The sequence below is a fragment of the Nonomuraea typhae genome (genome assembly GCF_009760925.1).
GTDB lineage: Bacteria > Actinomycetota > Actinomycetes > Streptosporangiales > Streptosporangiaceae > Nonomuraea > Nonomuraea typhae.
The window spans coordinates 173,445-199,102 of sequence record NZ_VRLV01000018.1; the positions used below are offsets into that span (position 1 = coordinate 173,445).

25 protein-coding genes are annotated in these 25,658 nt (G+C 72.7%); 14 read left to right on the forward strand and 11 right to left on the reverse strand.

The annotated features are described in order from the left end of the window. Positions 1-10: 10 nt before the first annotated feature. On the reverse strand, positions 11-2,530 hold the full coding sequence (locus FVE25_RS45520; protein ID WP_157253751.1) for a PA14 domain-containing protein: 2,520 nt from the start codon (positions 2,528-2,530) through the stop codon (positions 11-13). Positions 2,531-2,674: 144 nt separating this feature from the next. Between FVE25_RS45520 and FVE25_RS45525 the strand changes: the two genes are divergently transcribed. The 4 genes from FVE25_RS45525 (at position 2,675) to FVE25_RS45540 (ending at position 7,164) form a co-directional block, all read left to right on the forward strand. Further along, positions 2,675-3,475 (forward strand): DeoR/GlpR family DNA-binding transcription regulator, encoded by an 801-nt coding sequence (locus FVE25_RS45525; RefSeq protein WP_219825945.1) that lies wholly within the window; start codon positions 2,675-2,677, stop codon positions 3,473-3,475. Positions 3,476-3,523: 48 nt separating this feature from the next. Beyond that, the gene (locus FVE25_RS45530; protein ID WP_157253752.1) at positions 3,524-5,014 is read left to right on the forward strand and encodes a sugar ABC transporter ATP-binding protein; all 1,491 of its coding nucleotides are present in this window, start codon (positions 3,524-3,526) and stop codon (positions 5,012-5,014) included. Positions 5,015-5,038: 24 nt separating this feature from the next. Then, positions 5,039-5,581: an isochorismatase family protein gene (locus tag FVE25_RS45535; RefSeq protein WP_157253753.1), complete on the forward strand. Its 543-nt coding sequence runs from the start codon at positions 5,039-5,041 to the stop codon at positions 5,579-5,581. 164 nt (positions 5,582-5,745) lie between these two features. Next, positions 5,746-7,164, forward strand: a complete 1,419-nt coding sequence (locus tag FVE25_RS45540) for an amidase (RefSeq protein WP_246268475.1) — start codon at positions 5,746-5,748, stop codon at positions 7,162-7,164. 73 nt (positions 7,165-7,237) lie between these two features. Here the strand turns inward: FVE25_RS45540 and FVE25_RS45545 are convergent, their stop codons facing one another. From FVE25_RS45545 to FVE25_RS45570, 6 genes are all read right to left on the reverse strand, one after another. Continuing rightward, positions 7,238-7,909 (reverse strand): response regulator, encoded by a 672-nt coding sequence (locus tag FVE25_RS45545; RefSeq protein WP_157253755.1) that lies wholly within the window; start codon positions 7,907-7,909, stop codon positions 7,238-7,240. Then, positions 7,906-8,841 carry a sensor histidine kinase gene (locus FVE25_RS45550; RefSeq protein ID WP_157253756.1) on the reverse strand — a complete coding sequence of 312 codons (936 nt, stop codon included), beginning with the start codon at positions 8,839-8,841 and terminating at the stop codon, positions 7,906-7,908. Before FVE25_RS45550 ends, FVE25_RS45545 begins: the two co-directional genes overlap by 4 nt. 5 nt (positions 8,842-8,846) lie before the next feature. Then, complete coding sequence (locus FVE25_RS45555) at positions 8,847-10,370, reverse strand: alpha/beta hydrolase (protein WP_157253757.1); 1,524 nt, start codon at positions 10,368-10,370, stop codon at positions 8,847-8,849. A gap of 73 nt (positions 10,371-10,443) precedes the next feature. Further along, positions 10,444-11,217, reverse strand: a complete 774-nt coding sequence (locus FVE25_RS45560; RefSeq protein WP_157253758.1) for an alpha/beta fold hydrolase — start codon at positions 11,215-11,217, stop codon at positions 10,444-10,446. Positions 11,218-11,237: 20 nt separating this feature from the next. Continuing rightward, on the reverse strand, positions 11,238-12,074 hold the full coding sequence (locus FVE25_RS45565) for a pyridoxamine 5'-phosphate oxidase family protein (protein ID WP_157253759.1): 837 nt from the start codon (positions 12,072-12,074) through the stop codon (positions 11,238-11,240). 2 nt (positions 12,075-12,076) lie between these two features. Continuing rightward, positions 12,077-12,517: a VOC family protein gene (locus tag FVE25_RS45570; protein WP_157253760.1), complete on the reverse strand. Its 441-nt coding sequence runs from the start codon at positions 12,515-12,517 to the stop codon at positions 12,077-12,079. An 83-nt stretch (positions 12,518-12,600) separates the two neighbouring features. Here FVE25_RS45570 and FVE25_RS45575 point away from each other — a divergent pair, with 83 nt between their 5' ends. After that, entirely contained in the window at positions 12,601-13,128 is a 528-nt protein-coding gene (locus FVE25_RS45575; protein ID WP_246268483.1) for a CGNR zinc finger domain-containing protein, read from the forward strand. On the opposite strand, the gene FVE25_RS45580 is transcribed toward FVE25_RS45575, so the two are convergent. After that, positions 13,125-14,096: an aldo/keto reductase gene (locus tag FVE25_RS45580; protein WP_157253762.1), complete on the reverse strand. Its 972-nt coding sequence runs from the start codon at positions 14,094-14,096 to the stop codon at positions 13,125-13,127. The two genes, FVE25_RS45575 and FVE25_RS45580, sit on opposite strands and share 4 nt — an antisense overlap. A 51-nt stretch (positions 14,097-14,147) precedes the next feature. Here FVE25_RS45580 and FVE25_RS45585 point away from each other — a divergent pair, with 51 nt between their 5' ends. Further along, on the forward strand, positions 14,148-14,600 hold the full coding sequence (locus FVE25_RS45585; protein WP_157253763.1) for a hypothetical protein: 453 nt from the start codon (positions 14,148-14,150) through the stop codon (positions 14,598-14,600). Here the strand turns inward: FVE25_RS45585 and FVE25_RS45590 are convergent. Next, on the reverse strand, positions 14,587-16,173 hold the full coding sequence (locus FVE25_RS45590) for an ABC-F family ATP-binding cassette domain-containing protein (RefSeq protein ID WP_157253764.1): 1,587 nt from the start codon (positions 16,171-16,173) through the stop codon (positions 14,587-14,589). The genes FVE25_RS45585 and FVE25_RS45590 overlap by 14 nt on opposite strands. Positions 16,174-16,274: 101 nt before the next feature. Between FVE25_RS45590 and FVE25_RS45595 the strand changes: the two genes are divergently transcribed. After that, positions 16,275-17,381, forward strand: coding sequence for an epoxide hydrolase family protein (locus FVE25_RS45595; RefSeq protein ID WP_157253765.1), 1,107 nt, complete (start codon positions 16,275-16,277; stop codon positions 17,379-17,381). Here FVE25_RS45595 and FVE25_RS45600 read toward each other — a convergent pair. Then, positions 17,378-18,151 carry an IclR family transcriptional regulator gene (locus tag FVE25_RS45600; protein ID WP_246268485.1) on the reverse strand — a complete coding sequence of 258 codons (774 nt, stop codon included), beginning with the start codon at positions 18,149-18,151 and terminating at the stop codon, positions 17,378-17,380. The two genes, FVE25_RS45595 and FVE25_RS45600, sit on opposite strands and share 4 nt — an antisense overlap. A gap of 126 nt (positions 18,152-18,277) precedes the next feature. Between FVE25_RS45600 and FVE25_RS45605 the strand changes: the two genes are divergently transcribed. Genes FVE25_RS45605 through FVE25_RS45635 form a run of 7 tightly spaced genes read left to right on the forward strand, consistent with a single transcriptional unit; the run spans position 18,278 to position 24,488 of the window. Continuing rightward, on the forward strand, positions 18,278-19,252 hold the full coding sequence (locus FVE25_RS45605) for an ABC transporter substrate-binding protein (RefSeq protein WP_157253767.1): 975 nt from the start codon (positions 18,278-18,280) through the stop codon (positions 19,250-19,252). Next, positions 19,245-20,234: an ABC transporter substrate-binding protein gene (locus tag FVE25_RS45610; protein ID WP_157253768.1), complete on the forward strand. Its 990-nt coding sequence runs from the start codon at positions 19,245-19,247 to the stop codon at positions 20,232-20,234. The genes FVE25_RS45605 and FVE25_RS45610 overlap by 8 nt, the downstream gene beginning before the upstream one ends. Next, positions 20,231-21,040: an ABC transporter permease gene (locus FVE25_RS45615; RefSeq protein ID WP_157253769.1), complete on the forward strand. Its 810-nt coding sequence runs from the start codon at positions 20,231-20,233 to the stop codon at positions 21,038-21,040. Before FVE25_RS45610 ends, FVE25_RS45615 begins: the two co-directional genes overlap by 4 nt. After that, the gene (locus tag FVE25_RS45620) at positions 21,037-21,747 is read left to right on the forward strand and encodes an ABC transporter ATP-binding protein (RefSeq protein ID WP_157253770.1); all 711 of its coding nucleotides are present in this window, start codon (positions 21,037-21,039) and stop codon (positions 21,745-21,747) included. The genes FVE25_RS45615 and FVE25_RS45620 overlap by 4 nt, the downstream gene beginning before the upstream one ends. Next, entirely contained in the window at positions 21,744-22,514 is a 771-nt protein-coding gene (locus FVE25_RS45625) for an LLM class flavin-dependent oxidoreductase (protein ID WP_157253771.1), read from the forward strand. The genes FVE25_RS45620 and FVE25_RS45625 overlap by 4 nt, the downstream gene beginning before the upstream one ends. After that, positions 22,504-23,604, forward strand: coding sequence for an LLM class flavin-dependent oxidoreductase (locus FVE25_RS45630; RefSeq protein WP_157253772.1), 1,101 nt, complete (start codon positions 22,504-22,506; stop codon positions 23,602-23,604). Before FVE25_RS45625 ends, FVE25_RS45630 begins: the two co-directional genes overlap by 11 nt. After that, positions 23,601-24,488, forward strand: coding sequence for an ABC transporter substrate-binding protein (locus tag FVE25_RS45635; protein ID WP_157253773.1), 888 nt, complete (start codon positions 23,601-23,603; stop codon positions 24,486-24,488). Before FVE25_RS45630 ends, FVE25_RS45635 begins: the two co-directional genes overlap by 4 nt. A 2-nt stretch (positions 24,489-24,490) precedes the next feature. On the opposite strand, the gene FVE25_RS45640 is transcribed toward FVE25_RS45635, so the two are convergent. Continuing rightward, on the reverse strand, positions 24,491-25,639 hold the full coding sequence (locus FVE25_RS45640) for a TetR/AcrR family transcriptional regulator (RefSeq protein WP_157253774.1): 1,149 nt from the start codon (positions 25,637-25,639) through the stop codon (positions 24,491-24,493). Positions 25,640-25,658 lie beyond the last annotated feature (19 nt).

Here is a 25,658-nt window from a genome sequence, read left to right on the forward strand (position 1 = left end):
TGGATCCTTCCTAGCAGGCGGGCGAGATCTCGTCGATGAGCGCCCTGTTGGCGGCCCTGACCCGCGCGAGGTCGGGCTTGATGACCGCCCGGTCGTAGGTCATGAGACCGTTGAGCTCCACCTCCACGTCGGTGGTCTGGGTGTAGATCGCCGCGCTGAGGCCCTCGCAGGCGTGCAGCCGCCGCAGCGTCTGGTCCATCTCGACGTAGCGGCTGGTCAGCGTCTCGGCGTCGGGTTCGACCCGGTAGCCCCAGCCGCCGCCGGAGTAGGTGTGGCCGAGCACCAGCAGGCCGAGCCCGCCGTACTCGCCGAGGACCGAGGCCCTGGTCGCGCTCGGCGGGGAGACCGGCGCCGGGCCCGGGTACATGTGCCAGTCGATGACGTCGCCGTTGCCGCCGTCCTGGGCGCCGCAGCAGTTGACGCCGCTCTGGTTGTCGACCAGCCGGGACGGGTCCCAGCTCTTGACCATGTCGGCGACCCTGGCCACCTCGTACTGGCCCCAGCTCTCGTTGAACGGCACCCACATGACGATCGACGGGCTGCTGCGGTGCTGGTCGACGATGCGCCTGAACTCCGCCTCGAACTGGGACTGGTTGGTGTTGCCCGAGGTCGAGGGCATGTCCTGCCAGACGAGCAGGCCGAGCTTGTCGGCGTGGTAGTACCAGCGGTCGGACTCGACCTTGACGTGCTTGCGCACCGCGTTGAACCCGGCCTGCTTGGTGACCTCCAGGTCGTAGCGCAGGGCCGCGTCGGTGGGGGCGGTGTAGATGCCGTCGGGCCAGTACCCCTGGTCGAGCGTGCCGAGCTGGAAGACGGGCTTGCCGTTGAGCAGCATCCGCGTCTTGCCGCCGGCCTGGCCGAGCGAGATCTCCCGCATGCCGAAGTAGGACTTCACGCGGTCGTCGCGGGTGGTGACCGTCAGGTCGTACAGGAAGGGGGTGTCCGGGCTCCAGAGCTTGGGGTTGCGGATCGGCAGGCTCAGCTCGGCGCCCGAGCGCCCGCTCACCCGGCCGACGATCCTGGATCCGTCGCGGGCCACGAGATCGACGCGGGTTCCGGCGAGCGGGGTGTCGACCGTCACCTTGAGCCGCTGACCGCTCAGGTCGGGCACGGAGTCGACCGCCAGGATCCGGTTGGGCGCCGCCGGCTCCATCCAGACGCTCTGCCAGATGCCGGAGGTGGGGGTGTACCAGATGTTGCCCGGGACCAGGCGCTGCTTGCCGGTCGGATAGTTGCCCTTGTCCGTGGGGTCGAAGACGCCGACGATCAGCTCCTGCCGGCCGTTGCGCTTGAGCGCGTCGGTCACGTCCACGCTGAAGCGGTCGTAGCCGCCGCGGTGGGTGGCCAGGCGGGTGCCGTTGACGTAGACGGTGGCCTCCCAGTCCACGGCGTCGAGGTGAAGGATGACCCGCTCGCCGCGCCAGGTTCTCGGGACCTCGAAGGTCCTGCGGTACCACATCCGGTCCTCGGTCCTGCCGATGCCGGACAGGGCGGACTCGACGGGGAAGGGGACGATGATGCGCTCGGCCAGGTCCTTGCCGATCGGGGGCTGCTCTCCCGCCTTGGCGGCGGCGAACTGCCAGGGCCCGTTGAGCCCCTGCCAGCGGTCGCGGACGAGCTGGGGCCGCGGGTATTCGGGGTGCGGGCCGGCCGGGTTCACGTCCTTGACGAACTTGCTGGCCAGGAGGTACTCGGAGCGGTTGAGCACGACCGCGCGCGGGAAGGCGCCCAGCGGGGTGCCGTCGGCGAAGGCGATGCCGCCCGTGCCGTCATAGGAGGCGCGCACGCTGTTGCCCGCCTTGAGCGGGATCTTCTCGCCCAGCGTCAGGGTCAGGGTGGCGCCGGCGGCGGTGGCGGACTTGATCGGCCAGGCCGAGCCGCCGGTGGTGAGCTTGAGGCCGGTGGGGGAGGTGACCGGCTTGAGCTCCTTGGCGAAGGTCAGGGTGGCGATGTCACCGGATTTCCTGATCTCGGCCGCGACCGGGCCCGGCGGGTCGAAGCCCTCGGGCAGATAGAACGCCTCCGTGGGCACGACGGTCTTGGCCAGTTCGGGGCTCTGCCAGCGCAGGCGCAGGTTGGCGCCGCCGTAGTGCTCGAAGTACTCGATCTTGACGTCGTACTTGCGGCCGGCCTCCAGCGCGATCGGGGTGCCGACCTGCTCGACGTCCCAGATGTCGCGCCAGTTGTCGATGACGAGCCGGTTGTCGACCCACAGGCGGAAGCCGTTGTCGCCGATCATGGAGAAGGTGTACGTCGCGGACGCCGGGACCGCGACCCGGCCGGTCCACCGCACGGTGACGTTCTCGTCACGGCCGGTCAGTTCACTTAGGGCCGGGTTGAGGTCCGCGAACTCGATGTTCGGCTCCACGACGGTCGCCTTGAGCTCGCCGAAGTCGAAGCGGCCCGGGCCGGTGCTCAGGTGGTAGTCGCCTTTGAGGCCATGCCGCTCCGCCTGGGCCGCCGCCGGCGAGGAGGGCAGCCACACGAAGCTGAGCAGGACGGCCAGGATTAAGGGGAGGCGTGTGATCACGGAACTGCCTTCCGATCGAAAACGAGCGCCATCTCGACCAAAGAAAGCACCGTTCCGACCGTCAGGTCAAGGAAAACCGATCAGATTCGTTCTGAGATGGTCAGAGATGGGCAGCCCTGCGTCCTTCGACTATGATCGGGCCACGTGAGCGACACGCAGAGTGAGAGCCGCAGGCCCGTGTTCGCCGCCGAGCGCCGCCAGCGGATCCTGGAGCTGGTCCGGGCCAACGGCGCGGTCTCCCTGCGCGAGCTCGCCCAGGCGGTGCGCTCCTCCGAGGTGACCGTCCGCCGCGATCTGCGCGCGCTCGAGTCCGAGGGCCTGCTCAACCGCCACCACGGCGGCGCCACCATGCCCGGCGACCTCACCCGCGAGCCGAGCCACATACAGAAGGCCGCCGCCTCCTCGGCGGAGAAGGCGGCGATCGCCGACCTGGCGGCCTCGCTCGTGGAGGACGGCGACGCGATCGTCATCGGCCCCGGCACCACCACCCAGGAGTTCGCCCGCAGGCTGACCCGGCACACCGAGCTGGCCGTGGTGACCAACTCCCTGCTGGTGGCCCAGGCGCTGGCCGGATGCCCGCGCATCGAGGTGGTCGTGACCGGCGGCTCCCTGCGCGGCGCCATCCTCGCCCTGGTCGGCAGCGCCGCCGAGAGCTCGCTGGCCGGGCTGCGGGTGCGCCGCGCGTTCGTCTCGGGCAACGGCCTGACCGCAGAACGCGGCCTGTCCACGCCCAACCTCCAGGTGGCCGCGGTCGACCGCGCGCTGGCCGCCGCGGCGGAGGAGGTCGTGGTGCTGGCCGACCACACCAAGGTCGGCCACGACACGATGGTCCAGACGATCCCGGCCGAGCGCATCGCCCATCTGGTCACGGATGACGACGCTCCCCGCGACGTGCTGGACGACCTGGCGGGCAAGGGCGTACGGCTGCACGTTGCCCAGACCTGACCGAATGTGATTGTTTCTTACTGTGGCCACCATCGGGTGGAGGCAACCGTGCTTCAACTTGCAGGCGTTCTCAAGACCTTCCAGGGCATCCCCGCACTCGACCACGTGACGCTCGCCGTACGCGCGGGGTCGGTCCACGCGGTCATCGGCGGCAACGGGGCGGGCAAGTCCACCCTGGTCAAGGTGATCTCCGGCGTCTACCAGCCGGACGCGGGCCAGGTCCGCTATCTGGGCGAGCCGGTCAGGTTCGCCTCCCCCGCGCAGGCCAGGCGGGCCGGCATCGCCACCGTCCACCAGGAGAGCGGCCTGGTGCCGACCATGAGCATCGCCCGCAACCTGTTCCTCGGCGACGAGCCGCGCGGCCGGTTCGGGCTGATCGACTTCACCGCCATGCACGCCCGCGCGGACGAGGTCCTGTCCCAGTACGGCTTACGCGTCGGCTCCCGCCATCCGCTCGGCTCCCTCACCCCCGGCGCCCAGCAGCTCGTGGCGCTGGCCAGAGCCGCCTGCGCGGACGCGCGGCTGGTCATCATGGACGAGCCCGCCACGGTCCTGGAACACCGCGAGCTCCAGACCCTGCTGGCCGCCGTGACCCGCTTACGCGAGGAGGGCCGGGCGGTGATCTACGTGACGCACCGCCTGGAGGAGCTCTACGAGATCTGCGACCGGGTCACGGTCCTGCGCGAGGGCCGCGTGGTCCACACCGGCCCGCTGGCCGGGCTCGACCGGCTCCGTCTCGTCTCCCTGATGCTGGGCCGCCCCTTCCACCCCTTGGACGCCCCCGCGGAGAGCTGGCCCGTGGACGAGCCCGCCGACCTGCCGGTTCTGGAGGCCAAGGGCCTGACCAGGTCCCACGTGCTCGCCGGAGTCTCGCTGGCGATGCGCCCCGGCGAGGTCATCGGCCTCGGCGGCCTGCTCGGCGCCGGTCGCAGCGAGACCGCCCGGGCCATCGCCGGCGCCCTGCCCGTCGAGTCCGGTCAGGTCACCGTGTCCGGCACGGCCAGCAGGAAGTGGTCCATCCGCAGCGCCATCAGGGCCGGAGTGGGCCTGGTGCCGGAGAACCGGACCACCGAGGGCATCGTCCCCAACCTGTCGGTCCGCGACAACATCGCGCTGGCCGCCCTCCCCCGCCTGTCCCATGCCGGCATCGTGGCCGACACCCAGATCGACAGGATCGTCTCCACCTTCATGAAACGGCTCGGCATCAAGGCCGCCTCCCCGCGCCAGCCCGCCGGCGAGCTCTCGGGCGGCAACCAGCAGAAGGTGCTGCTGGCCAGATGGCTGGCCATGCAGCCCAAGGTGCTCCTGCTCGACGAGCCGAGCAGAGGCGTGGACCTGGCCAGCAAGAGGGAGATCCAGGCCCTCCTGGACGAGCTGGCCGTCGACGGGCTGGCGATCCTCCTGATCTCCTCGGACGTGGGCGAGCTGGTCGACAACTGCGACTCCGTCGTGGTGCTGCGCGACGGCGCCATCACCCATCAGCTCACCGGACCCGACGTGACGGAGGACCACCTGCTCGCCGCGCTGGCGGGCGGATAGCCGCGGGCTATCTACGATGGTCCGATGACCTTTACCGCTGAAGCCCTCGTCGTCATCGACATGCAGCAAGGATTCCTCAGTGGACCGGCGGCGATCCCCGGCGCGGACGCCCTGGCCGCGACGGTGACCGGCCTGCTGACCCGCGCCCGCCGGGCAGGGGCGCTGATCGTGCACCTGCAGAACGACGGCCCCGAGGGCGAGCCGGACGAGCCGGGCACGCCGGGGTGGGAGCTGGTGCTGGCCGAGCCGGGTGAGCAGGTCCTGAGGAAGACCGACGACGACGGCTTCGAGGACACCGTCCTGGGCTCGTTGCTGGAGGAGCGCGGGGTGGAGCGGCTGACGATCTGCGGGTTGCTGTCGGAGATGTGCGTGAGCGCGACCGCTCGTACGGCGTTGCGGCACGACTACGAGGTGGCGCTCCCCCACGACGCCCACGGCACCTACGACCTGGACGACATCCCGGCGGCGGTCGTGGCCAGGGTCGCCGAGCACGCCCTGGGCGACGAGATCGACCTGCCGCGCTCGGGCGCCGACGTGCGCTTCACCGCGCCGCCGAAGGAGCTGTGACGGCTAAATCGCTCGACGGCCGCCGCCCGGGGCGGTCATCATGACGGAGATGTACCGAGCGTAGATCCACCTCGATTCCGCTGCGTTCCGACGGCAGCTCACTTCGTGCTGCCCCCCACGCATCCCCATCGAGAAACGGATTCCTCGTGAAATTTCATGAATACGTGAGGTATGACGCTGTCGCCCTCAGCGAGCTGATCAGGGCCGGCGAGATCTCCGCGGCCGAGGTGGAAAGCCTCGCCCGCACGGCCATCGGCCGGGTGAACGGCCGGCTCAACGCCCTGGCCACCCCGCTGTTCGAGACCACGCTCGCGCACGCCGCCGACGGGCCGCTGGCCGGCGTCCCCTTCCTCATCAAGGACATCGGTCCCATGGCGGCGGGCGTGCCCTTCTTCATGGGCAGCCGCAGCCTCGGCGCCGGCGTCCCCGCCCGGCACGACTCCGAGCTCATGCGCCGCTTCCGCGCCGCCGGGCTGGCCACGCTCGGCCTGACCACGATGCCCGAGATGAGCCTCGGCTTCAGCACCGAGCCGGTGAGAACCGGGCCCACCCGCAACCCGTGGCACACCGGGCGCGGAGCGGGCGGGTCCAGCGGCGGCTCCGCCGCGCTCGTGGCGGCCGGGGCCGTGCCCATCGCCCATGCCAGCGACGGCGCCGGTTCCATCCGCGTCCCCGCCTCCTGCTGCGGGCTGGTCGGGCTCATGCCGTCGCGCGGGCGCACACCCTGCGGGCCCGACCTGGGCGAGCCGGTCTTCGGGCTCTCCTGCGCCTTCGCCGTCACCCGGACCGTCCGCGACACGGCTCACCTGCTGGACGCGGTCCACGGGCCGGCCGCCGGGGACAAGTACACCGCCCCACCGCCGGCGCGGCCGTACCAGGACGAGCTCGGCGCCGATCCCGGGCGGCTGCGCGTCGCGGTCACCACCGAAGCCTGGTCGGGTGTGCCGGTCGAGGCCGAGGTGGCGGAAGCCGCCCTGGCGATGGCCCGGCTGCTGGAGGAGCAGGGACACCAGGTCGAGGCCGCCCGTCCCGCCCTTGAGTGGGAGGACGTCATCGAGGCGCTGGTCGCGCCGCAGCTGGCCTTCCTGGCCGGAGTCTTCCGGCACGCGCCCCGGCCGCCGGACCCGTCCCTGCTGGAGGGGATGTCGCGGCGGCTGTTCGAGGAGGCGGCGCGGTTGAGCGTCCTGGAACTGGTGGCCGCCTTCGATGCGCAGAACCGGGTCAGCAGGAGCGTGGGCGCCTTCTTCACCGGCTACGACCTGCTCGTGACGCCGTCTCTCGCCCGGCTGCCGCTGCCGCACGGCACGCTGCGCTACGACGATCCCGATCAGCCGGTCGCCGGCTTCGTGCGCGCGCAGTTCGCGTACGGGCCGTTCACGCCGCCGTTCAACGTCACCGGGCAGCCCGCGATCAGCCTGCCGCTCGGGCACAGCGCGGACGGGCTGCCCATCGGGGTTCAGGTGGTCGCCGGGTACGGCCGGGAAGACCTGCTCATCCGCGTCGCGAGCCGGCTGGAGCAGGCCGTGCCCTGGCACGACAGGATCCCTCCGCTTTCGGCCGCACGGGAGGACGCATGCACCTGAGTCGCACGCTGCCCGATCTCCACGCGAGACTCAGGAGGGCGAGCAGGAGTCTCGCCCAGGCGATCGGCCGCCGTTAGGAGGCGCCGGTGCGGATGACGCCGTTCTCGTAGGCGAAGACCACTGCGTGGGCGCGGTCGCGCAGGCCCAGCTTGGTCAGGACACGGCCGACGTGGACCTTCACGGTGGCCTCCGTGATGTGCAGCCGGGCGCCGATCTCGGCGTTGGAGCGGGCGCGGGCCAGCTCCAGCAGCACGTCCCGCTCCCGGGCGGTCAGGGCGGCCAGGGCGTCGAGTGGCGTCCTGGCCGCCGTCTCCTGCGGCGCCTGGGCGGCGAAGGCGGAGATCAGCCGGCGCAGCACCCCCGGGGCGACGGCCGCCTCACCGGAGGCGACCACGCGGATGGCGTTCAGCAGTTCCGCCGGGAGGGCGTCCTTGAGCAGGAAGCCGCTGGCTCCGGCGCGCAGGGCGGCATACACGTACTCGTCCAGGTCGAACGTGGTCAGCACGAGCACCCGGGCCGCCGAGCCGGAGTCGGCGATGCGCTGCGTGGCCTCGATCCCGTCCATCGCGGGCATGCGGACGTCCATGAGGACGACGTCCGGGCGCAGCGCCCGGGTCTGGGCCACGGCCTGGGCGCCGTCCCCGGCCTCGCCGACCACCTCGAGGTCGGGCTCCTGCTCCAGCACCGCCCGGAAGCCCAGCCGCAGCCAGGGCTGGTCGTCGGCCAGCAGCACCCGGATCGTCATGACGGCACCGGCAGCCGGACGCGGACCCGCCAGCCGCCGCCGGGCAGCGGCCCGGCCTCCACCTCGCCGCCGAAGGAGGCGGCGCGCTCCCGCATCCCGGCCAGGCCGTGGCCGGCGGCACCCCGCCGGGCGCCCCGGCCGTCGTCGACGATCTCCACCTCCACGCACGCCGGGCCACGCCGTACGCGCACGGTGGCCGCGGCGCCCGCGCCCGCGTGCTTGAGCGTGTTGGTGAGCGCCTCCTGAACCAGCCTGTACACCACGAGATCCAGGTGCCCGGGCACCGCGCCGTCGCGGATCAGCGTCACCGGCAGCCCGGCCTCGCGCACCTGCTCGGCCAGCGTGTCCAGCTCCAGGGCGGCGGCCTCGCCGTCGCGCAGCACCCCGACGAGCCTGCGCACCTCCGCCAGCGCCTCCCTTCCCGTCACGGACACCTTGGTGATCAGGTCGGCCGAGCGTTCCGGTACGGCTGCCGCGGCCTTGGCCCCGTCGGCCAGCGCGACCATCACCGCGAGGTTGTGCGCCAGGACGTCGTGCACCTCGCGGGCGATCCGGGCGCGTTCGGCGGCGGCGGTGATGAGGGACTGCTGCTCGCGGTCGCGCTCCAGCCAGCGGGCACGTTCCTCCAGCGCCCCGAGGTAGGCGCGCCGGGTCTGGAGGGTCACCCCCAGCAGCAGACAGCCCCCGAACCCGGCGACGATCATGACCGCGTCCCACCAGGGCCCGCCGTTCGTCACCCATCCGGCCACGAACGGCACCGCGGGGAGCCAGGCCGCCCACAGGTGGCGGCGGGGACCGTACCGGGCGACCAGGTACGCGGCCGCCATCGGGCCGAGCAGCAGCGCCGGGTTCAGCACGCGTGACCACACCAGGGCGAAGGCCACCACGATCACGCTCCAGTAGAGCGCGACCGGCCACCAGCGATCCGGCATGTCCATCATCGTACGGCTGACCAGCTCCGCGAGACGAAGCCGGCGATCTGCCCGATGGCCATGCCGCTCTCCGGCGCCTCCTCGACCACCAGCGGCCAGGCGTGCACCATCCCGGGCCAGACCTGCGTCTCCCCGGGCACCCCTGCCTGCCGCAGCCGGTCGCCGAGCCGGGTCGTGTCGCTGAGCAGCACCTCTTGGCTGCCGGCCATGAGCAGGGTCGGCGGCAGTCCGGTCAGGTCGGCGTGCAGCGGCGACAGCAGCGGGTCGCGCAGGTCGGCCGTGCCGCCGCGGGTGTAGCTGTCGAAGGTGAGCTTGCGGGTGCCGGGGGTCAGCACCGGATCGCGGTCCGTGAGCGTGCGGAAGGTCGGGCCGGTCATCGACAGGTCGGTGATGCCGGAGACCGACACGAGGGCGGACGGCTGCGCCGTACCACTGCCGCGCAGCGACAGCGCGGTCGCCAGCGTGAGGTTGCCGCCCGCCGAGTCGCCCACGACGGCCAGGCGCGCGGCACCCTGCCGCAGCAGCCAGTGGTAGGCGCGGACGCTGTCCTGGAGGGCGGCCGGGTAGGGGTGTTCCGGCGCCAGGCGGTAGTGGGCGAGCAGCACACAGGCGGCGGTTTCCCGGGAGAGGGCGGCGGCGAAGTGGCGGGGGCCGTTGCCCGCGGGCTCGATGAAGCCGCCGCCGGGCAGGTAGAGGATCATCTGCCGGGTGGTGGCGCCGCGGGCGCAGATGCGCTCGGCGGGCACGCCGTCGGCGTCGGCCTTCCACATCGTGGTGCCCGGCGGCAGGTCGGGCGGGGTGACCTGGTCGCGGCGCCGGTCGGCGGCCAGTTCGGTGAGGTCGGCGGGCATGGGCACGAGGCCGGGGACGGCCATCGTCATCAGGTAGAACAGCGACCCGACGGCGCTCGGCACGGCGGGGGCGCCCTGGCCGCGGGGCGCGGGCGCCAGCCCGATGGAGACGGCGACGAGGACGGGGGCCAGCACCCAGGCGAGCAGCTTCCCGCGCATCAGCCACGCCGCCCAGAGGGGGAAGGCGAGCAGCGCGGCCACGGTGAGGATCGCCGAGGTGAGGTAGAAGCCGCGGTCGGGCGGGAGCAGCGCGTTGAGCGCCCACACCGCGGACCGTGCGGCGACCAGCAGCAGCCCGACCGCCCCGAGCAGGCCGAGCACCCGGCCGCGCGCCGCGGCCCGCACGATGATCACCGTCCATACGGCCAGCAGGGCCGGGGCGGCGATCGCGGCGGCGGCGTAGGAGATCCACGACACCGCGGTGCCGTCCCAGGCCACGCCCAGCGCGCCCGCGCCCCAGCAGACGCCGGCGGCGGTGGCGATCCGGCGCCCGCCGTCCAGGCGGCGCGCGAGCACCACGAGCACGGCGCCGGAGGCGAGCAGGAGAAGCGTGAGGCCGCCCCTGACCGGGGCGCCCGCGTACGAGGGCGGGTCGAGCAGCATCTCGGGAAAGCGCAGCAGCACGAGTGCGGCGGCGACCAGGAGAAGGCCGAGGCCGCGGAGGTAGCTATCGGTCATGCGGCCGACGCTAGGAGCGGGACCGCGCCCCGCACATTGCCCGGAAGGCGAACGCCCCGGCCCGGCATACGGCCTAAGTCGTACGCAGGAACTCCGCGACCACCGGCGCCAGCACCTCGGGCGCGGCCACGTGTCCCTGGCCCTTGAGGACCACGTGCCGTCCGCGGGGAACCGCCTCGGCCACCCGCAGCCCCACCTCGACCATCCACTCGGGGCTGTCGCCACCCCCGATGACCAGCGTCGGCACCCTGATCCGCGCGGCCGAGGCCGTGGGCACCAGGTCGTCTCCCAGGCAGGCGTAGTCGTAGAGCAGCGTGTGCGCGAGAGCGACGGCCTCGGGCCACCAGGGCTCGGCGTGCATCCCCGCCACCGCCTCGTCCGGGCGGCCGGAGCCGGACATGTGCAGGTCGACGGCCTCCTCCCGTCGCCCTTGCGCGAGCAGCTCGGTGATCCGCGCGGTGTGCGCGGCGGACTCGGGGTCGGGCGCGGGCGCGTAGGGCGGTTCGTGCAGCACCAGCCCGGTCAGCGGGATCCCCGAGGCCGCGGCCTCCAGCGCCAGCCCGGCGCCGGAGGAGTGCCCGTAGAGCGCCGCCGTTCCCCCGGCCACGGCGACGAGCGCGGCCACGTCCTCGATCTCGCGCTCGACGGCATAGGGCGGGGTGTCGCCGCTGTCGCCTTTGCCGCGCCGGTCGGCGTTGATGACCTGGAAGTACGCGGCCAGCGCCGCGGCGTGGGGGCGGGTGGTGGCGCGGGAGCACAGGGCGCCGCCGAGCACGATGAGCGCCGGGCCGTCGCCGATGCGGTCGAAGGCGATGACGGTTCCGTCGGCCGAGGTCACGTGCTCCATTCCCGCAACCTACACGTGATCTATCCGGGGTTGAACGGCGAGGGTTCCAGGAACCTCCAGCGCAGCGGGCTGTCACCGGTCGTCTCGGCGACCTCCTCCACGGCGAAGTCGATCGTGCGCCGCTCTCCCTCCCAGTCGACCGTGGCCCGGCCGCCGACGCGCAGCGTGTGCCCGTGCTCCCAGTCGACGAACAGCAGCCCGGCGGCCGGTTCCAGCTCCAGGTTGCCGAGGGTGAGGAACATGAAGTTGCCCGTGTAGTCCGCCCAGCGCAGCCGCCGCGGGCCGAGAACCTGCACGAAGCCGGGCGGGCCGCCGCGATGGGAGACGTCGGCGCCCTGGCCGTCGGCCCGGGTGGCGATGAAGAAGGTGTCCGCCGCCGCGACCCAGCTCTGCTGTCCCTCGGTGAGGTGCGTGCCTTCCGCGGTACGGCGGGCGGCTCCGGGCACCACGGCGGCGATCTCGCGGGCCTGGATGTACTTGGGGCAGTTGGCGATGGCCTGGTCGGACTCGATGACCAGCCGCCCGGCTTCCCGCCGGACGCGGCCGTTGACCCGCATGCGCCGCCTGCTCCACGGCTCGATGGCCAGCGTGCCGATCTCCTCGCCCAGGTCGAAGGGCGGGGCGGCGTGGACGGCCAGCGTGGCCGGGCCGAGGGGCTCGATGAACCCGGGCGCGCCGGTCAGCAGGCCGGCGCGCGTGGTTCCGTCGTGGCCGGCCGTACCGATGACGAGCATGCGCTGGCGCCGCAGGAACTCCTGGGCGACCTCCGGTATCTCGGCCCGCGCGCGGGCCGAGCCGAGCGGCTTGGTGACGCCGGTGCGGCGCTGGGCGGCGACCTCGCCCGGGTGGATGCCCATGGCTAGAAGAACCCGCAGGTCGGAGCCTCGCCGTGGGGTGCGGGGGCGGTGAGGCCCTTGGTCACGTAGATCTCGAGCCGGGTGCCGTCCGGGTCTTCGAAGAACACCCCGCCCGACTCGCCGCCCTCGCGGTGGGCGGCCAGGCCGTCGTGGTGGAGGGGCACGTTCAGCTCGCGCAGCCGGGCCAGGACGGCCTCCAGTTCCGGCACGCCGGGGGCTTCGAAGGACAGGTGGTGCAGCCCGGGGCGGTCCGTGGCGAAGCGGCCGGAGCTCTGCCGCCACAGGGTGAGCACGAGCGTGTCGCTGGTGCCGAGCCGGGCGTAGCTCCAGCCGTCGCCGTCGGTGCGGCCGTTCAGGGTGAGGCCGAAGATCTGGCAGTAGAAGTCGATGGACCGGTCGAGCTCGGTGACGTTGAGCCCGATGTGCCCAGTCTGGAATGCCACGGGGCGCCTTCCTCTCTAATGGATGACGCCTAATGAAAACATTAGCGAGCTAATGGATGCAAGATGGCGATAGCATTAGCAGGGTGGTTCACATCGCCGTCGCCTTCGCCAACACCGTCCGCGCCTCCACCGGTGACGCGCTGGGCACGCCCGCCGGGCTGGCCGCGTGGTTGCGCGAGATGCGGCCGTACCTGGAGATCCGGCTCGACGAGGACGCGCTCGCGGCCGTCGGCGAGCATGAGGCCGCCGCCGCCCGGCGGGCCCGCGACGCCGTACGCGGACTGATGGCCGGAGCCGGGCCCGCCGGCGAGCACGTGCGCGCGCTCAACGAGGCGGCCCGGTCGGCGCCGCGCTGGCACGAGCTGTCCTGGGGCGACCCGCCCTCGGCAGAGGTGCGGACGAGCGGGCCGCCCGTGCCGGCCGCGCTGGCGGAGGTGGCCGGGCACGCGGTGCTGCTGCTGTCGGGGCCCGACCGGGAGCGGGTCCGGCCGTGTGGCGCGCCCGGGTGCGTGCAGTTCTTCCTCAAGGAGCACCCGCGCCGCGAGTGGTGCTCACCCGGGTGCGGCAACCGGGTGCGGGTGGCCCGCCACTATGCCCGCACCAAGGGCTAACCCTCGAACTCCCTGGCCCGGTACGGCTCGGCCAGGAAGGCCACCTCCTTGTCGGTCAGCACCACGTCCACCGCGGCCACCGCGTCGTCGACCTGCGCCTCCTTCGTGGCGCCGACGACCGGCGCGGTCAGGCCGGGCTGGTGCAGAAGCCAGGCCAGCGCCACCTGGGCCGGGGGCAGCTCCCGCTCGGCCGACAGCTGGACCAGCCGGTCGAGGATCTCCCGGTTGTTGGCGCTCTCGTAGGCGGCCGGAATGCGCCCGTCGCTGGCGCTGCGCGTGGTCCGCGCCTCGGCCGCCGCCGGGCGGGCCAGCACGCCGCGGTCCAGGGGTCCCCACGGGATCACGCCGACGCCCTGGTCACGGCAGAGCGGCAGCATCTCGCGCTCCTCCTCGCGGTAGAGGAGGTTGTAGTGGTTCTGCATGGAGACGAACTTGGTCCACCCGTTGAGCTCGGCCACGTGCTGGGCCTTGGCGAACTGCCAGGCGCTCATCGAGGAGGCGCCGAGGTAGCGGACCTTGCCGGAGCGCACCAGGTCGTGCAGCGCCAGCATGGTCTCCTCGATGGGCGTCTCCTCGTCCCAGCGGTGGATCTGGTAGAGATCCACGTAGTCGGTGCCGAGCCGCTCCAGCGAGGCGTCGATCGCGGCCATGATGTGCTTGCGCGACAGACCGCCGTCGTTCTGGCCCTCGCCCATCGGGAAGAAGACCTTGGTGGCCAGCACGTAGTCCTCGCGCCGCGGGAAGACACGCCGCAGCACGTTCCCCGTGATCACCTCGCTCCCGCCCGTGCTGTACATGTCGGCGGTGTCGAAGAACGTCACCCCGCCCTCGGCGGCCCGCCGTACGATCACCTCGGCGGTCTCCTCGGGCACGAACCAGTCCAGCAGCGCCGGATCGCCGAAGCTCATCATGCCCTGGCACACCCGGGACACCTTCAGCCCGCTGTTCCCCAAACGGATGTATTCCATGACATGGATCCTTCCATCCTGCGTTAAGTGTTCCGGCCATAGCGTGCGCCCATGACCGACCGAGACCCCGCGATCGCGGTGACCGAGATGGTGGAGCACGTCCTCACGCTGGCCGAGACCTGGACCCGCTGGGACGGCGTGCCCCGCCCGATCGACGACCGCGTCTACACCCCGCACAAGGCGATCCGGCGGGTGGCCGACCACCTGATCGACCACCTCGCCGAGATCGAGGCCCGCCTGGTGGGCATCCCGGCGATCCCCGACGCCTGGCACGCCTCCACGATCACCACGGCGGCGGACCTGGCGCCCTTCACCGAGGAGGACTACGAGGAGGCGGTCAGCAGGCTGACCAGGCTGGCCCGGATCTGGACCGTCCGCCTCGGCTCCCTCACCGGCGAGTTGCTCGACGACTCGCCGGGTGAGGGGTGGACGTTCCGCGAGATCGCCCTCCACGTGGCCGGATCGGACTACTACGCCGACGCGGTCGGCCTCATGCCAGAGTGACCAGATCGGCGTAGCCGGGGTTCCACAGATCCTCCACGCCGTCGGGCAGCACGAGCACCCGATCAGGCCGCAGCGCCTCGACCGCCTCCTCGTCGTGGGTGACCATGACCACGGCGCCCCGGTAGCCGCCGACCGCCGCCAGCACCTCCGCCCGCGAGGCCGGGTCGAGGTTGTTGGTCGGCTCGTCCAGCAGCAGCACGTTGGCCCGCGAGCTGACCAGCGCGGCCAGCGCCAGCCGCGTCTTCTCGCCGCCCGACAGCACCCCGGCCGGCTTGTCGGCGTCGTCACCGCCGAACAGGAACGCGCCCAGCACCGTCCGCGCCTCGCCGTCGCTCAGGTGCGGCGCGCAGTCGGCCAGGTTCTGCCGGACGCTGCGCTCCGGGTCGAGCGTGTCGTGCTCCTGGGCGAAGTAGCCCAGCCGCAGCCCGTGCCCGTGCACCACCCGGCCGGAGTCCGGCCGTTCGTGCCCGGCCAGCAGCCTCAGCAGCGTGGTCTTGCCGGCGCCGTTGAACCCGAGCACGACCAGCCGGCTGCCCCGGTCCACGGCCAGGTCGACCCCGGTCAGCACGTCCAGCTCGCCGTACGCCTTGGTCAGGCTGATCGCGCCCAGCGGGGTGCGCCCGCTCGGGGCGGGCTCGGGCAGCCGGATCCTGGCCACCTTCGAGGTACGGCGGGCCGGCCGTACCTCGGCCAGCATGCGGTCTGCCCGCCGGGCCATGTCCCGCGCCCGGGTCGCGGTGGACGACCTGGCCCGCATCTTGTCCGCCTGGGCGTGCAGGGCGGCGGCCTTGCGCTGGGCGACGGCCCGGTGGCGCGCGTCGCGGCGTTCGCCCGCGGCCCGGTCGGCCAGGTAGGTGTGCCAGCCGGTGTTGTGCACCTCCAGCGAGGTGTGCTCGGCGTCGAGGTGCCACACCCGGTTGACCACGTCGGCGACCAGGTCCGTGTCGTGGCTGATCATGACGAAGCCGTTCGGGTAGCCGCTCAGGAAGCCGCGCAGCCACGCGACGGAGTCGCCGTCGAGGTGGTTGGTGGGCTCGTCGAGCAGCAGCGTGCCCCGGTCGGAGAAGAGCACGCGGGCCAGCTCGACCCGGCGGCGCTGGCCGCCGGACAGGGTGCCGAGCGGCCTGGTCATGACCCGGTCGGGCAGGCCGAGCCCGGCGGCCACGCGGGCCGCCTCGGCCTCGGCCGGGTAGCCGCCGCGCGCCTGGAACTCGGCCTCGGCTCGCACGTACCCGGCCATCTCCCGCTCGCCGCCGGTGCCGAGCGCCTGCTCGGCGGCGCGCAGCTCGCGGACGGCGGCGTCCATGCCGCGCACGGACAGGATGCGGTCGGTGACGGTGATCGCCGGGTCGGCGGCGGCAGGATCCTGCGGCAGGTAGCCGACCGGCCCGCTCGCGCTGATCGTGCCCGCGGCGGCGGGCAGCTGCCCGGCCAGGGTACGCAGCAGGGTGGTCTTGCCCGCGCCGTTGCGGCCGACCAGGCCGATGCGGTCGCCGGGGGCGATGTGGGCGGTGATGCCGGAAAGGAGAAGACGGGCGCCGACGCGCACGTCGACCCCACGGAAGGTAAGCATGGGATGACACTCCGGAACTGCTCAGGGACACACAGGTGGCGGGAAACGTGCGTGTGAGTTAAGACATCCGGGGTGTAGACATATGTGCATTATAAAGGACCATGACTATAGAGGCATTCGATATTTCCGTGGCCGACGATGTCCTGGTTGACCTGCGGGAACGCCTGCGCCGCACCCTCTACACGACGCCCTCCGACTCGGCCTTCTGGGCGGCCGGCGTCGATCCCGGCTACCTGCGTGAGCTGGTCGCCTACTGGGCCGGGGAGTTCGACTGGCGGGCGGCCGAGGCCGGGCTCAACGCCTTCCCGCACTTTCGCGCCGAGGTCGCCGGCCGCAAGGTGCACTACGTGCATCTGCGCTCGGAGCGCCCCGGCGGCGGTACGCCCCTGGTCCTGACGCACGGCTGGCCGAGCAGCTTCGTGGAGATGCTCCGGGTGGCGCCGCTGCTGACCGACCGGTTCGATGTGGTGATCCCTTCGTTGCCCGGTTTCGCCTTCTCCGAGCTGCCCCGCGAGAAGTTCACCCGGCGCGGCGTGGCCGAGATCTGGCACAAGCTGATGACCGAGACGCTCGGTTACGAGCGCTTCGGCGCCTTCGGCGGGGACATCGGCGGCGGGGTCACCCAATGGCTGGGCGCCCTCTACCCGCAGTCGGTGATCGGCGTGCACGTTACTTCGGCGGTGCTCACCGCGGACTTCAGCGAGCGGCCGGCCACCCCCGAGGAGCAGGCGTACCTGGACCATCTGGCCGCCTACGACGCCCGCGACCAGGGCTACAGCGAGATCATGTGGACCCGGCCGGACACGATCGCCGCCGCGCTGGCCGACTCCCCCGCCGGGCTGATCGCCTGGATCATCGACAAGTACCGCGACTGGAGCGACTGCGACGGCGACCTCGAGAGGAAGTGGGACAAGGACACCCTGTGCACGGTGGCCACCCTGTACTGGGCCACCGGCACCATCGGCAGTTCCTTCCGCCAGTACTACGACTACCCCGCCAACCGCCCGGTCCCGCCGATCTCGGTCCCGGCCGCGGTCACGCTGAGCTGCGAGCCCGCCTTCGCCGGCCTGCCCCGCTCGCTGCCCGAGCGCCTGTGCTCCGACCTGCGCCACTGGAGCACGCCCGGGCGCGGCGGTCACTTCATGGCGCACGAGGAGCCCGAGCAGGTCTCGCGCGAGATCCACACCTTCTTCGGCCCGCTGTCCTAGTCCGCGACGCGGGGCCTGCGCTCGGAGGGCGGAAGGAGGAGCACCTCCAGCGCCCGCGCGCAGGCCCGGCCGTGCGCCACGAACCAGCCGATCCTGGCCTCGCTCATGACCCGGGGCGTGGATCGGACGGCCAGCGCGTACCGCACGTGGTCGGCGCGGTCGAGGACCGGCACCGCGATCGTGCGGATACCGTCGTGGGATTCCTCGTCGTTGAGCGCGTATCCGGCCTCGCGGACCCGCCGCAGCTCGGCACGGAGTTCTTCGTGGTCCACGATGGTGCGTCCGGTCAGCGCGGGCAGAGGGCCCAGCGCCCGCACGTCCGCCCGGCCTTCCGGCGCCCAGGCCAGCAGCACCTTGCCCAGCGCGGTGGAGTGCAGGGGGCGGCGCAGGCCCGCGCCGCTGTCGGGGTTCAGTGAGCCGCCGGCCAGGATGACGGCGTGCCGGTCGTTGCGCACGGCCAGGTCCACGGTGGCGGAGGTGACGCGGGCCAGCTCGGCCAGCTCGGGCGCGATCCGGTGCAGGCCGCGCCGATGGAAGGAGAGCTGGCCCAGCTCGGTGACCGACGGGCCCAGGCGGTAGTGGCCCGTGCGCGCCTCCTGCTCCAGGAAACCCGCTCCGCTCAGGGTCCTGGCCAGGCGGTGGGTCGTGGAGGTGGACAGCTCCATCCTGCGTGAGAGATCGGACAGGCTGAGCGAGGCGTCCCCGCCGCCGAAGCAGTCGAGGATGCCGATGGCCCGGCGCACCGCCTGGACGCCGCCTTCTGCTGCCATGCGGGAATCTCCGGTTTCCGAGTAGGGAGGACCAGGGCCAGGTCGGCCGCGGTCCGGCATCGAGGGCTTCCCGCATCGCGGGATATTCTTTGCATTTCCTACCAAATTACTAGCAAACTCTCGAGCATGACCACCGCCGCACTCGAGACCATCTGGTTCACCCGTTGTCCCGTCCCCACCGCCACCGGCATCGCGGCGGATCAGGGCTGGCTGGCCGGGGAGTTCTCACCCGACGGGATCGAGGTCCGCTCCCTTCAGGACGGCGCCCCGGGCACTCCCCGCGAGACGCACTACACCCACGCCCTGACCGGCCTGTTCCGCGAGGGCGGCAACGTTCCCGCGCTGTGGGCACGCTCGCGCGGCGAGGCCACCCGGCTCATCGGCCTGACCTGGATCGAGGAGCGGCAGGCGATCCTCGTGCGCGCCGGAACCCAGCTGGAGCGCCCCGAACAGCTCAAGGGCCGGCGCCTGGCCGTGCCCCGGCGCCCGATCGCGATCGACTTCTGGCGGGCCATGGCGCTGCGCGGCTTCCACGGAGCACTGTCCCTGGCGGGACTCGGCCTAGCCGACGCCGACCTGGTCGACGTCGAGGCAGCGCCGGACGGCGGCCAATGGGAGGCCGAACTCCTCGCGCTGGCCGCCGGCCGCGTGGACGCGGTCTACGTCAAGGGCGCGCTCGCGGTCGAGGCCGCCCTCCGCCACGGCGCCGAGGTCGGCATCGACCTGGACGCCGTGCCGGACCGGCGGGCGCGCGTCAACAACGGCACCCCGCGCCCGATCACCGTCCACCAGCGCCTGCTGGACGAGCACCCCGACGTGGTCGGCCGCTTCCTGGGCGTGCTCCTGCGCGCCGCCGGCTGGGCCGCGGAGCACCCGGCCGAGGTCGCCAGGATCCTCTCCGCCGAGACGGGCGCCGGGGCGAGCGGCGTGGCCGCCGCCTACGTCCCCGGCGCCTCCCTCCACCTCGACCTGTCCGCCGAACGCCTCGACCTGCTGGCCCGGCAGGAGCGCTTCCTGCGTGACCACGACTTCCTCGCCGCGCCCGTGGACGTCGCCGCCTGGGCCGATCACACCCCACTGCAAGGACTCACCCATGCGTAAGCTGCTGCTCACCACCGTCCCCCTGGTCCTCCTGGCAGCGGCCTGCGGCAGCACGCAGGCCGCCACCGCGCGCGAGCAGGTCGTCGTCCGGATCGCCGACCCCGGCAACAGCGGTTTCCTGGCCGTCGCGAAGAGGGACGGGAGCCTGGACGCCGCCCTGGCCAAGGTCAACGCCAAGGTCAAGTGGGCAGGGGACTTCTCCGTGTTCGCCCCGGCGGCTCAGGCCATCAACGCGGGTTCGCTGGACATCGCCACGGGCTCGATCACCGCCGGGGTGACCGCGCTGGCCGTCAAGCCCAGCTTCAAGATCTTCGCCACCGTGCCGCCCGACCTGGCGGGCGAGGGCATCGTGGTCAAGAACGGTTCGCCGATCAGGTCCGTGGCCGACCTGGCCGGGCGCAGCGTCGCCGTCGGGCACGGCGGCACCAGCGAGTACCTGCTGCTCAGGGCGCTGCAGACGGCCAACGTGCCGGTGGAGAGGGTCAAGCGAGTCTACCTCCCGCCGCCGCAGACCGCCCCCGTCTTCGGCTCCGGGGAGGTGGACGCCTGGGCCACGTTCTCCACCTTCCTCATCCCGGCCGTCACCGACCTGGACGCGCGCATCCTGGCCGACGGCGAGGCGATCAAGTCCGACAACTACGTCATCTACGTGGCCGCCAACAAGCTGCTGCAGGAGCATCCGGAGGTGGTGAAGACGCTGTTCGGCTTCCTGCGGGACGGCAGCGCCAAGGAGATCGCCGATCCGGCCGCCTACCTCAACGTCTTCACCCAGGCGGGACCGCAGGCCGTACAAGGTGAGCAGAAGGACTTGGTGGTCTCCATCCAGCGGAAGGGCAAACCGGCCCAAGCAGTCACACCCCTCGAAATCACGAAATTTCAGGAGGTGGCGAAGTTCTTCCTTGACCAGAAGGTCCTCACCACGCCCCTTGACGTCGCTCCGCACGTCGTCGACGTGACCAAGCTCGGGCAGGCGAAGCCGTGAGCAGCCTCGTCGCCCCCAGGGCGCCACGCGCCGCGGGCCGTCATCCCGCGGTGACGCTCGGCCTGCGGGCCATCGGGCCCGTCCTGCTGCTGGCGGTGTGGTACGCCGCCACGGCCTCCGGCGCGCTGACCAAGGACGTGCTGGCGGGCCCGCAGGACGTCGTCACGACCTTCGCCGAGCTGTGGGCCGACGGCCAGCTCCCGGAGGCGCTGCGCGTGTCGATCACCAGGGCCGGGCTCGGCCTGGTCCTGGGCGCCTCCACCGGACTGCTGCTCGGGCTGGTCTCCGGCTTCACCAGGCTCGGCGAGGAACTCGTCGACTCCTCGATGCAGGCGCTGCGTGCGATCCCGTTCCTGGCGCTGACCTCGCTGTTCATCGTCTGGTTCGGCATCGAGGAGGCGTCCAAGATCCTGCTCATCGGCGTGGCGTGCACGTTCCCCATGTACATCAACGTCTCCAGCGGCGTGCGCAACGTGGACCGCAAGGTCGTCGAGGCCGCGCGCGCGTTCGGGCTCGGCCGGATCGCGATCGCCCGCGAGGTCGTGCTGCCGGGCGCGCTGCCGTCCATCTTCGCCGGGCTGCGCCTGTCCACCACGCTCAGCGTGATCGCGCTCATCGCCGCCGAGGAGATCAACGTGACCGCCGGGCTCGGCTATCTCATGGCCAGGGCCACCGACTACCTGCGCACCGACATCCTGGCGCTGTGCGTGCTGCTGTACGCGGTGATCGGGCTGGTGGCCGACCTGACGCTACGGCTGGCCGAACGCGTGACCATGCCCTGGCGCAAGGTGGTGACGATCCGATGAGCCTCGCCGTACGCACGCGCGGGCTGCGCAAGGTCTTCGGCGAGCGCGCCGTGCTCGACGGGGTGGACCTGGACGTGCGCCGCGGGGAGTTTCTGGCGCTGCTGGGCGCGAGCGGCACCGGCAAGACCACGCTGCTGCGCATCCTCGCCGGACTCGACGCCGCCGGCGGCGGGGACGTGCTCGTGGCGCCGGCACGCACGGTCGTCTTCCAGGAGCCCCGGCTGATCCCCTCCAAGAGGGCGCTGGCCAACGTGATCATCGGGCAGGGGCGCGGCGCCCGCGCCAAGGGGCTCGCGGCACTGGCCGAAGTGGGGCTGAGCGGGCACGCCGACGCCTGGCCGGCGACGCTGTCGGGCGGTGAGGCCCAGCGGGTCGCGCTGGCCAGGGCCCTGGTCCGCGAGCCGGAGCTCCTGCTGCTGGACGAGCCGTTCGCCGCGCTCGACGCCCTGACCCGGCTGCACATGCAGGACCTGATCGCCGAGCTGTGCGCCCGGCACCGCCCCGCCGTGGTCCTGGTCACCCATGACGTGGAGGAGGCCATCCTGCTCGCCGACCGGATCGCGGTACTGCGCGACGGGCAGTTCGCCACCGACCTCGCGGTCGGGCTGGACCGCCCCCGCGACCGCACCGATCCCGCCTTCGTCGAACTGCGCCGCCGCCTGCTCGCCGACCTCGGCGTGCACACGCACGCGGGGGTGACGGCATGACGCGCCTCCACGTGGTCCTGCCGACGAGGTCTCCCGCGGCCGCCGAGCTGCCCGCCTTCGTCACCGACGTACGGCCGGCACGCACCGACCCCGCAGGGCGGGCGGCCGTGGCGGCGGACCTTTCCGGGCTGGCCGGAGCGCTGGTGCCCTTCGACCCCGGCGGGCAGGAGTCGCTGACCGTCGCGGGCGGCGTCCTGCGCCGCACCCGCCATCTCCGGGTCGTCGCCGAGTTCCACCCCGGCGTGGCCACCCCGGTCTACGCGGCCAAGCTCTCGTCCTCCCTTCAGCGCTTCGCCGCCGGACGGCTCGGCTGGCGGCTCGCGGTGGACCTCGACCCGGCCGTGGCCCGGGCGCACGGCGACTTCCTGACCGGCGCCGAGCGCTACGCGCGGGCGGCGGAGTTCCTCACGGTCGCCAAGGGGGTCTGGAACGGGCCGTTCGACTTCCGTGGCGCGTTCTACGAGGTCGTCGCGGGCGGCTTCGCCCCGCCGCTTTCGGCGCCGCCGTTCCCCGAGGTGCACCTGAGCGGCACCTCGCCCGAAGCGCTGGAGCTGTCGCGCCGCCACGCCGACGTGCACGTCTTCTCGCCCGGCGACGACCTGGCCGCCCTGACCCGCGAGCTGCCCGGCCTGCGGTACGGCATGCACGTGACCTCCCTGGACGAGGCCGAGGAGTACGCCGCCAGGGGCGTCACCGAGTTCTTCCTCCCTGCCGAGGACGTCTACCACCTCGGCGAGCACGCGAAGGAGCGAGCCCTTGCCGGTTGACATCTACTGGCGCATCCACATGGAGGGCGACCAGCCGTCGCTGCGCCGCCGGGTCAACAGCCGCGGCGGTTTCACCCCCGGCGGCACCGCCCCCGGCACCCGGGACGGCCGCGACGACGGCTACACCCATGCCGACTACATGGCCGAGGTCGCCAGAGCAGCCGAGGAGTCCGGTTTCGCGGGCGGCCTGCTGCCGAACTTCCCCCACACCGACGACCCCTGGGCGGCCGCCGCGTCACTGGCCCGCGAGACCACGTCGTACCGCTTCATGGTCGCCTTCCAGCCCGGGTTCCTGCACCCCGTCCAGGCCGCCCGGATGACCGCCACGCTCCAGAAGGCCACCGGCGGCCGGATCGTCTACAACGTCATCTCCGGCGGGGGCGGCCCCGCGCAGCTCTGGTGGGGCGACAAGGTCGAGCACGACGACCGTTACGCCCGCACCTCGGAGTTCCTCGACGTGCTCAAGGGCGTGTGGGCCGGAGGCCACACCCATCACGGCCGCTTCTATCGGGTGGAGAACGCCGGGCTGCCCGCCGAACTGACCGGCCAGCCCTTCCCCGAGATCTTCTTCTCCGGCTCCTCGCCCGCCGCGATCGACGCCGCCGGACGGCACGCCGGCTACTACCTGTCGTGGCTGGAGCCGTTCGAGTCGCTGGCGGCCAAGTTCGACGCGGTCCGCGCCCACAGCGACACCCCGCCGAAGTTCGCCGTCCGCGTGGACATCCTCGCCCGCGAGAGCGAAGAGGAGGCGTGGGTGGAGATCGAGCAAGGCTGGCGGGCCCGCCCCGTGACCGGCGAGGACCATCAGGGCGACTCAGAAGGGGTACGGCGCAGCCGCTCGTTCCTGGCCGCGGCCGGGGACGACCATCGCCGCCTGGAGGTCGCCCCGAACGTGTGGGGCGGCTTCGGCCACCTGCGCGACGGGCCCGCCTTCGGCCTGGTCGGCGACTACCACCAGGTAGCCGAACGGCTCGACCGGCTCCTGGACCTCGGCGTGGACGCCTTCATCCTGGCCGGAATCCCCCATCTCGAAGAGGCCCGCCGCGTGGGCCGCCACGTGTTGCCCCTGTTGAAAGGACGTACCTCATGACCACTCGCGTCGGCTTCTTCCCGCAGAACAACACCCTGTGGGTGGCCCGCCACCGGGACCTGCTCCCCGGCGTGGAGTGGGTGGACCTGAACTCCCTCGGCCGGGGCGAACGCGTGGACCCGGCCCGCGCGCTGCCCTCCGCCCACGGCGACCACCTGTTCGACGGCGGCTACGACGTCATCGGCACCGGCTCCACGCCACCGGTCACCGCCCAGGCCAAGGGCCACGACATCGTGTACGTGGCCATCTCCGGGCCCAGGGTCGAGAACGGCCGCCTGGTGGTCCGCGCCGACTCCCCCATCGGCTCGGTGGCGGAGCTGAAGGGCAAGAAGGTCGCGCTGGGCCACGGCTCGTGGCAGACCACGCTGCTGCTGCTCGCGCTGGAGCGCGCCGGGCTCGGCTGGGGCGACATCGTGCCGGTGGACGCGTACGGCAACGCCGCCGAGCTGCTCGTGGACGGCGCCGTGGACGCCTGGGTCGGCTCCTACCCGTACCTCACGCCCGTGGAGTCGCGCACCAGGACGCTCATCGAGACCGACGGCCTGTTCAGCCATCGCTCGTTGTGGTTCACCCGCCGCGACTTCGCCCGTGAGCAGCCCGAGGAACTGGCCGCGATCGTCGCCGGCCTGCAGCGGGCCGACCGCTGGACCGAGGCGCACCCGCGCGAGGCCGCGGCCCTGTTCCCCGGCGGCGATCTCGACGCGTGGGAACACGCCTTGCGCACCCGCCCGTGGGGCCTGCTGCCGGTGAGCGCGGAGTTCGTGGCCGAGCAGCAGCACGCCGCCGACCTGTTTCACGCCAACGGGCTGGTGGAGCGCGGGATCAGGGTGGCCGACGCCGTACTGCCCGAGATCGTCGACCTCGTGAAGGCGGCCACGGCGTAGGCTCAGCCCTCCTCTCCGCGCCGGCCCGGCACTTCGTTGTCACGACGGAGAACCTGCGCTTCACTTTCGCGGCGCCGGACCTGCGCTTCACTTTGGCGGCGCCGCACCGGACCCTCACCCGCGACCGACGCCGCATGACAGGCGCCGTAACCGTCGGCGCGGGCCACGATCCGGCCCGCGGCGATGCGGATCGCGGACTGCGTGGTGCCGGAGATCTCGCGCACCCCGGCCGCGGCGGCCAGCGTGCCGCTCTCGTCGATCACCACGCGCACCTCGGGCAGAGCCGCGGCGGGGAACGCCTGCCGCAGGCACGCGGCGACCTCGGCCACGGTCAGCCGCGCCAGGGGCGCCAGCTCGGCGGGTTCCGGGGTGACCAGCACGGCCGTCACCGGGCCGCCGCCGGCGCGCACCGCCTCCTCGACGGCCTCGATCCGGTGCAGCCCGAGCACCGCCACCACCCCGTCGGGGACCGGCGCCACCCCGCCGCCCACCTCGTCGCGCACGAGCGGGGCCGCCCACGGCTCGTCCACCTCGGCCGCGACCGGCGCGAACGCGAGGTGGGGCGGTGGCCAGCCGTCCTCCAGATCGGCCTCCATCAGCTGCCCGATGGCACCGGCCACGGCGAACGGCTCCACGAACCCGGGCGCCGCCGCCGACAGCTGCACGGCCCCGTGCAGGATGGTCAGCGCCGTCTCGGCCAGCTTGACCCGCCGCCCGCCCTCGGGGCCGAGCCGCTCCAGGGCTAGCGCCAGCAGCAGTCCCTGCAGCTTGAGCAACTGTGCGTATGGCCGGCGGGTGAGCTCGTCGGCCATGATCTCGGAAATCAGGTCGCTCCCGACCGGCGCGGCCTCCTCGGCCAGGGGCAACCGCGCCAGCCACGCACGGGCGAAGGCCCGCAACGCCTCCTCATCGGTACGGCCCGCCGCTCCAGCAGGCTCCGCCCCGGCCGCCTCTTCCGCCAGGACCGCGAAGTACAGGGCCCGCTTGCCCGGGAAGTTGGAGTACACCGCGCCCCTGGTCAGCTCGGCACGCTCGGCGATGTTGTCGATCTTCGCCTCGCGGTAGCCGTACTCGGCGAACTCCCGTCTGGCCGCGGCCAGCACCTTGGCGCGGTTGAGCTCCTGCAACTGGGCGCGGGTGAGCCGGGCCATCGTCCTCCTCCAGGGGCGT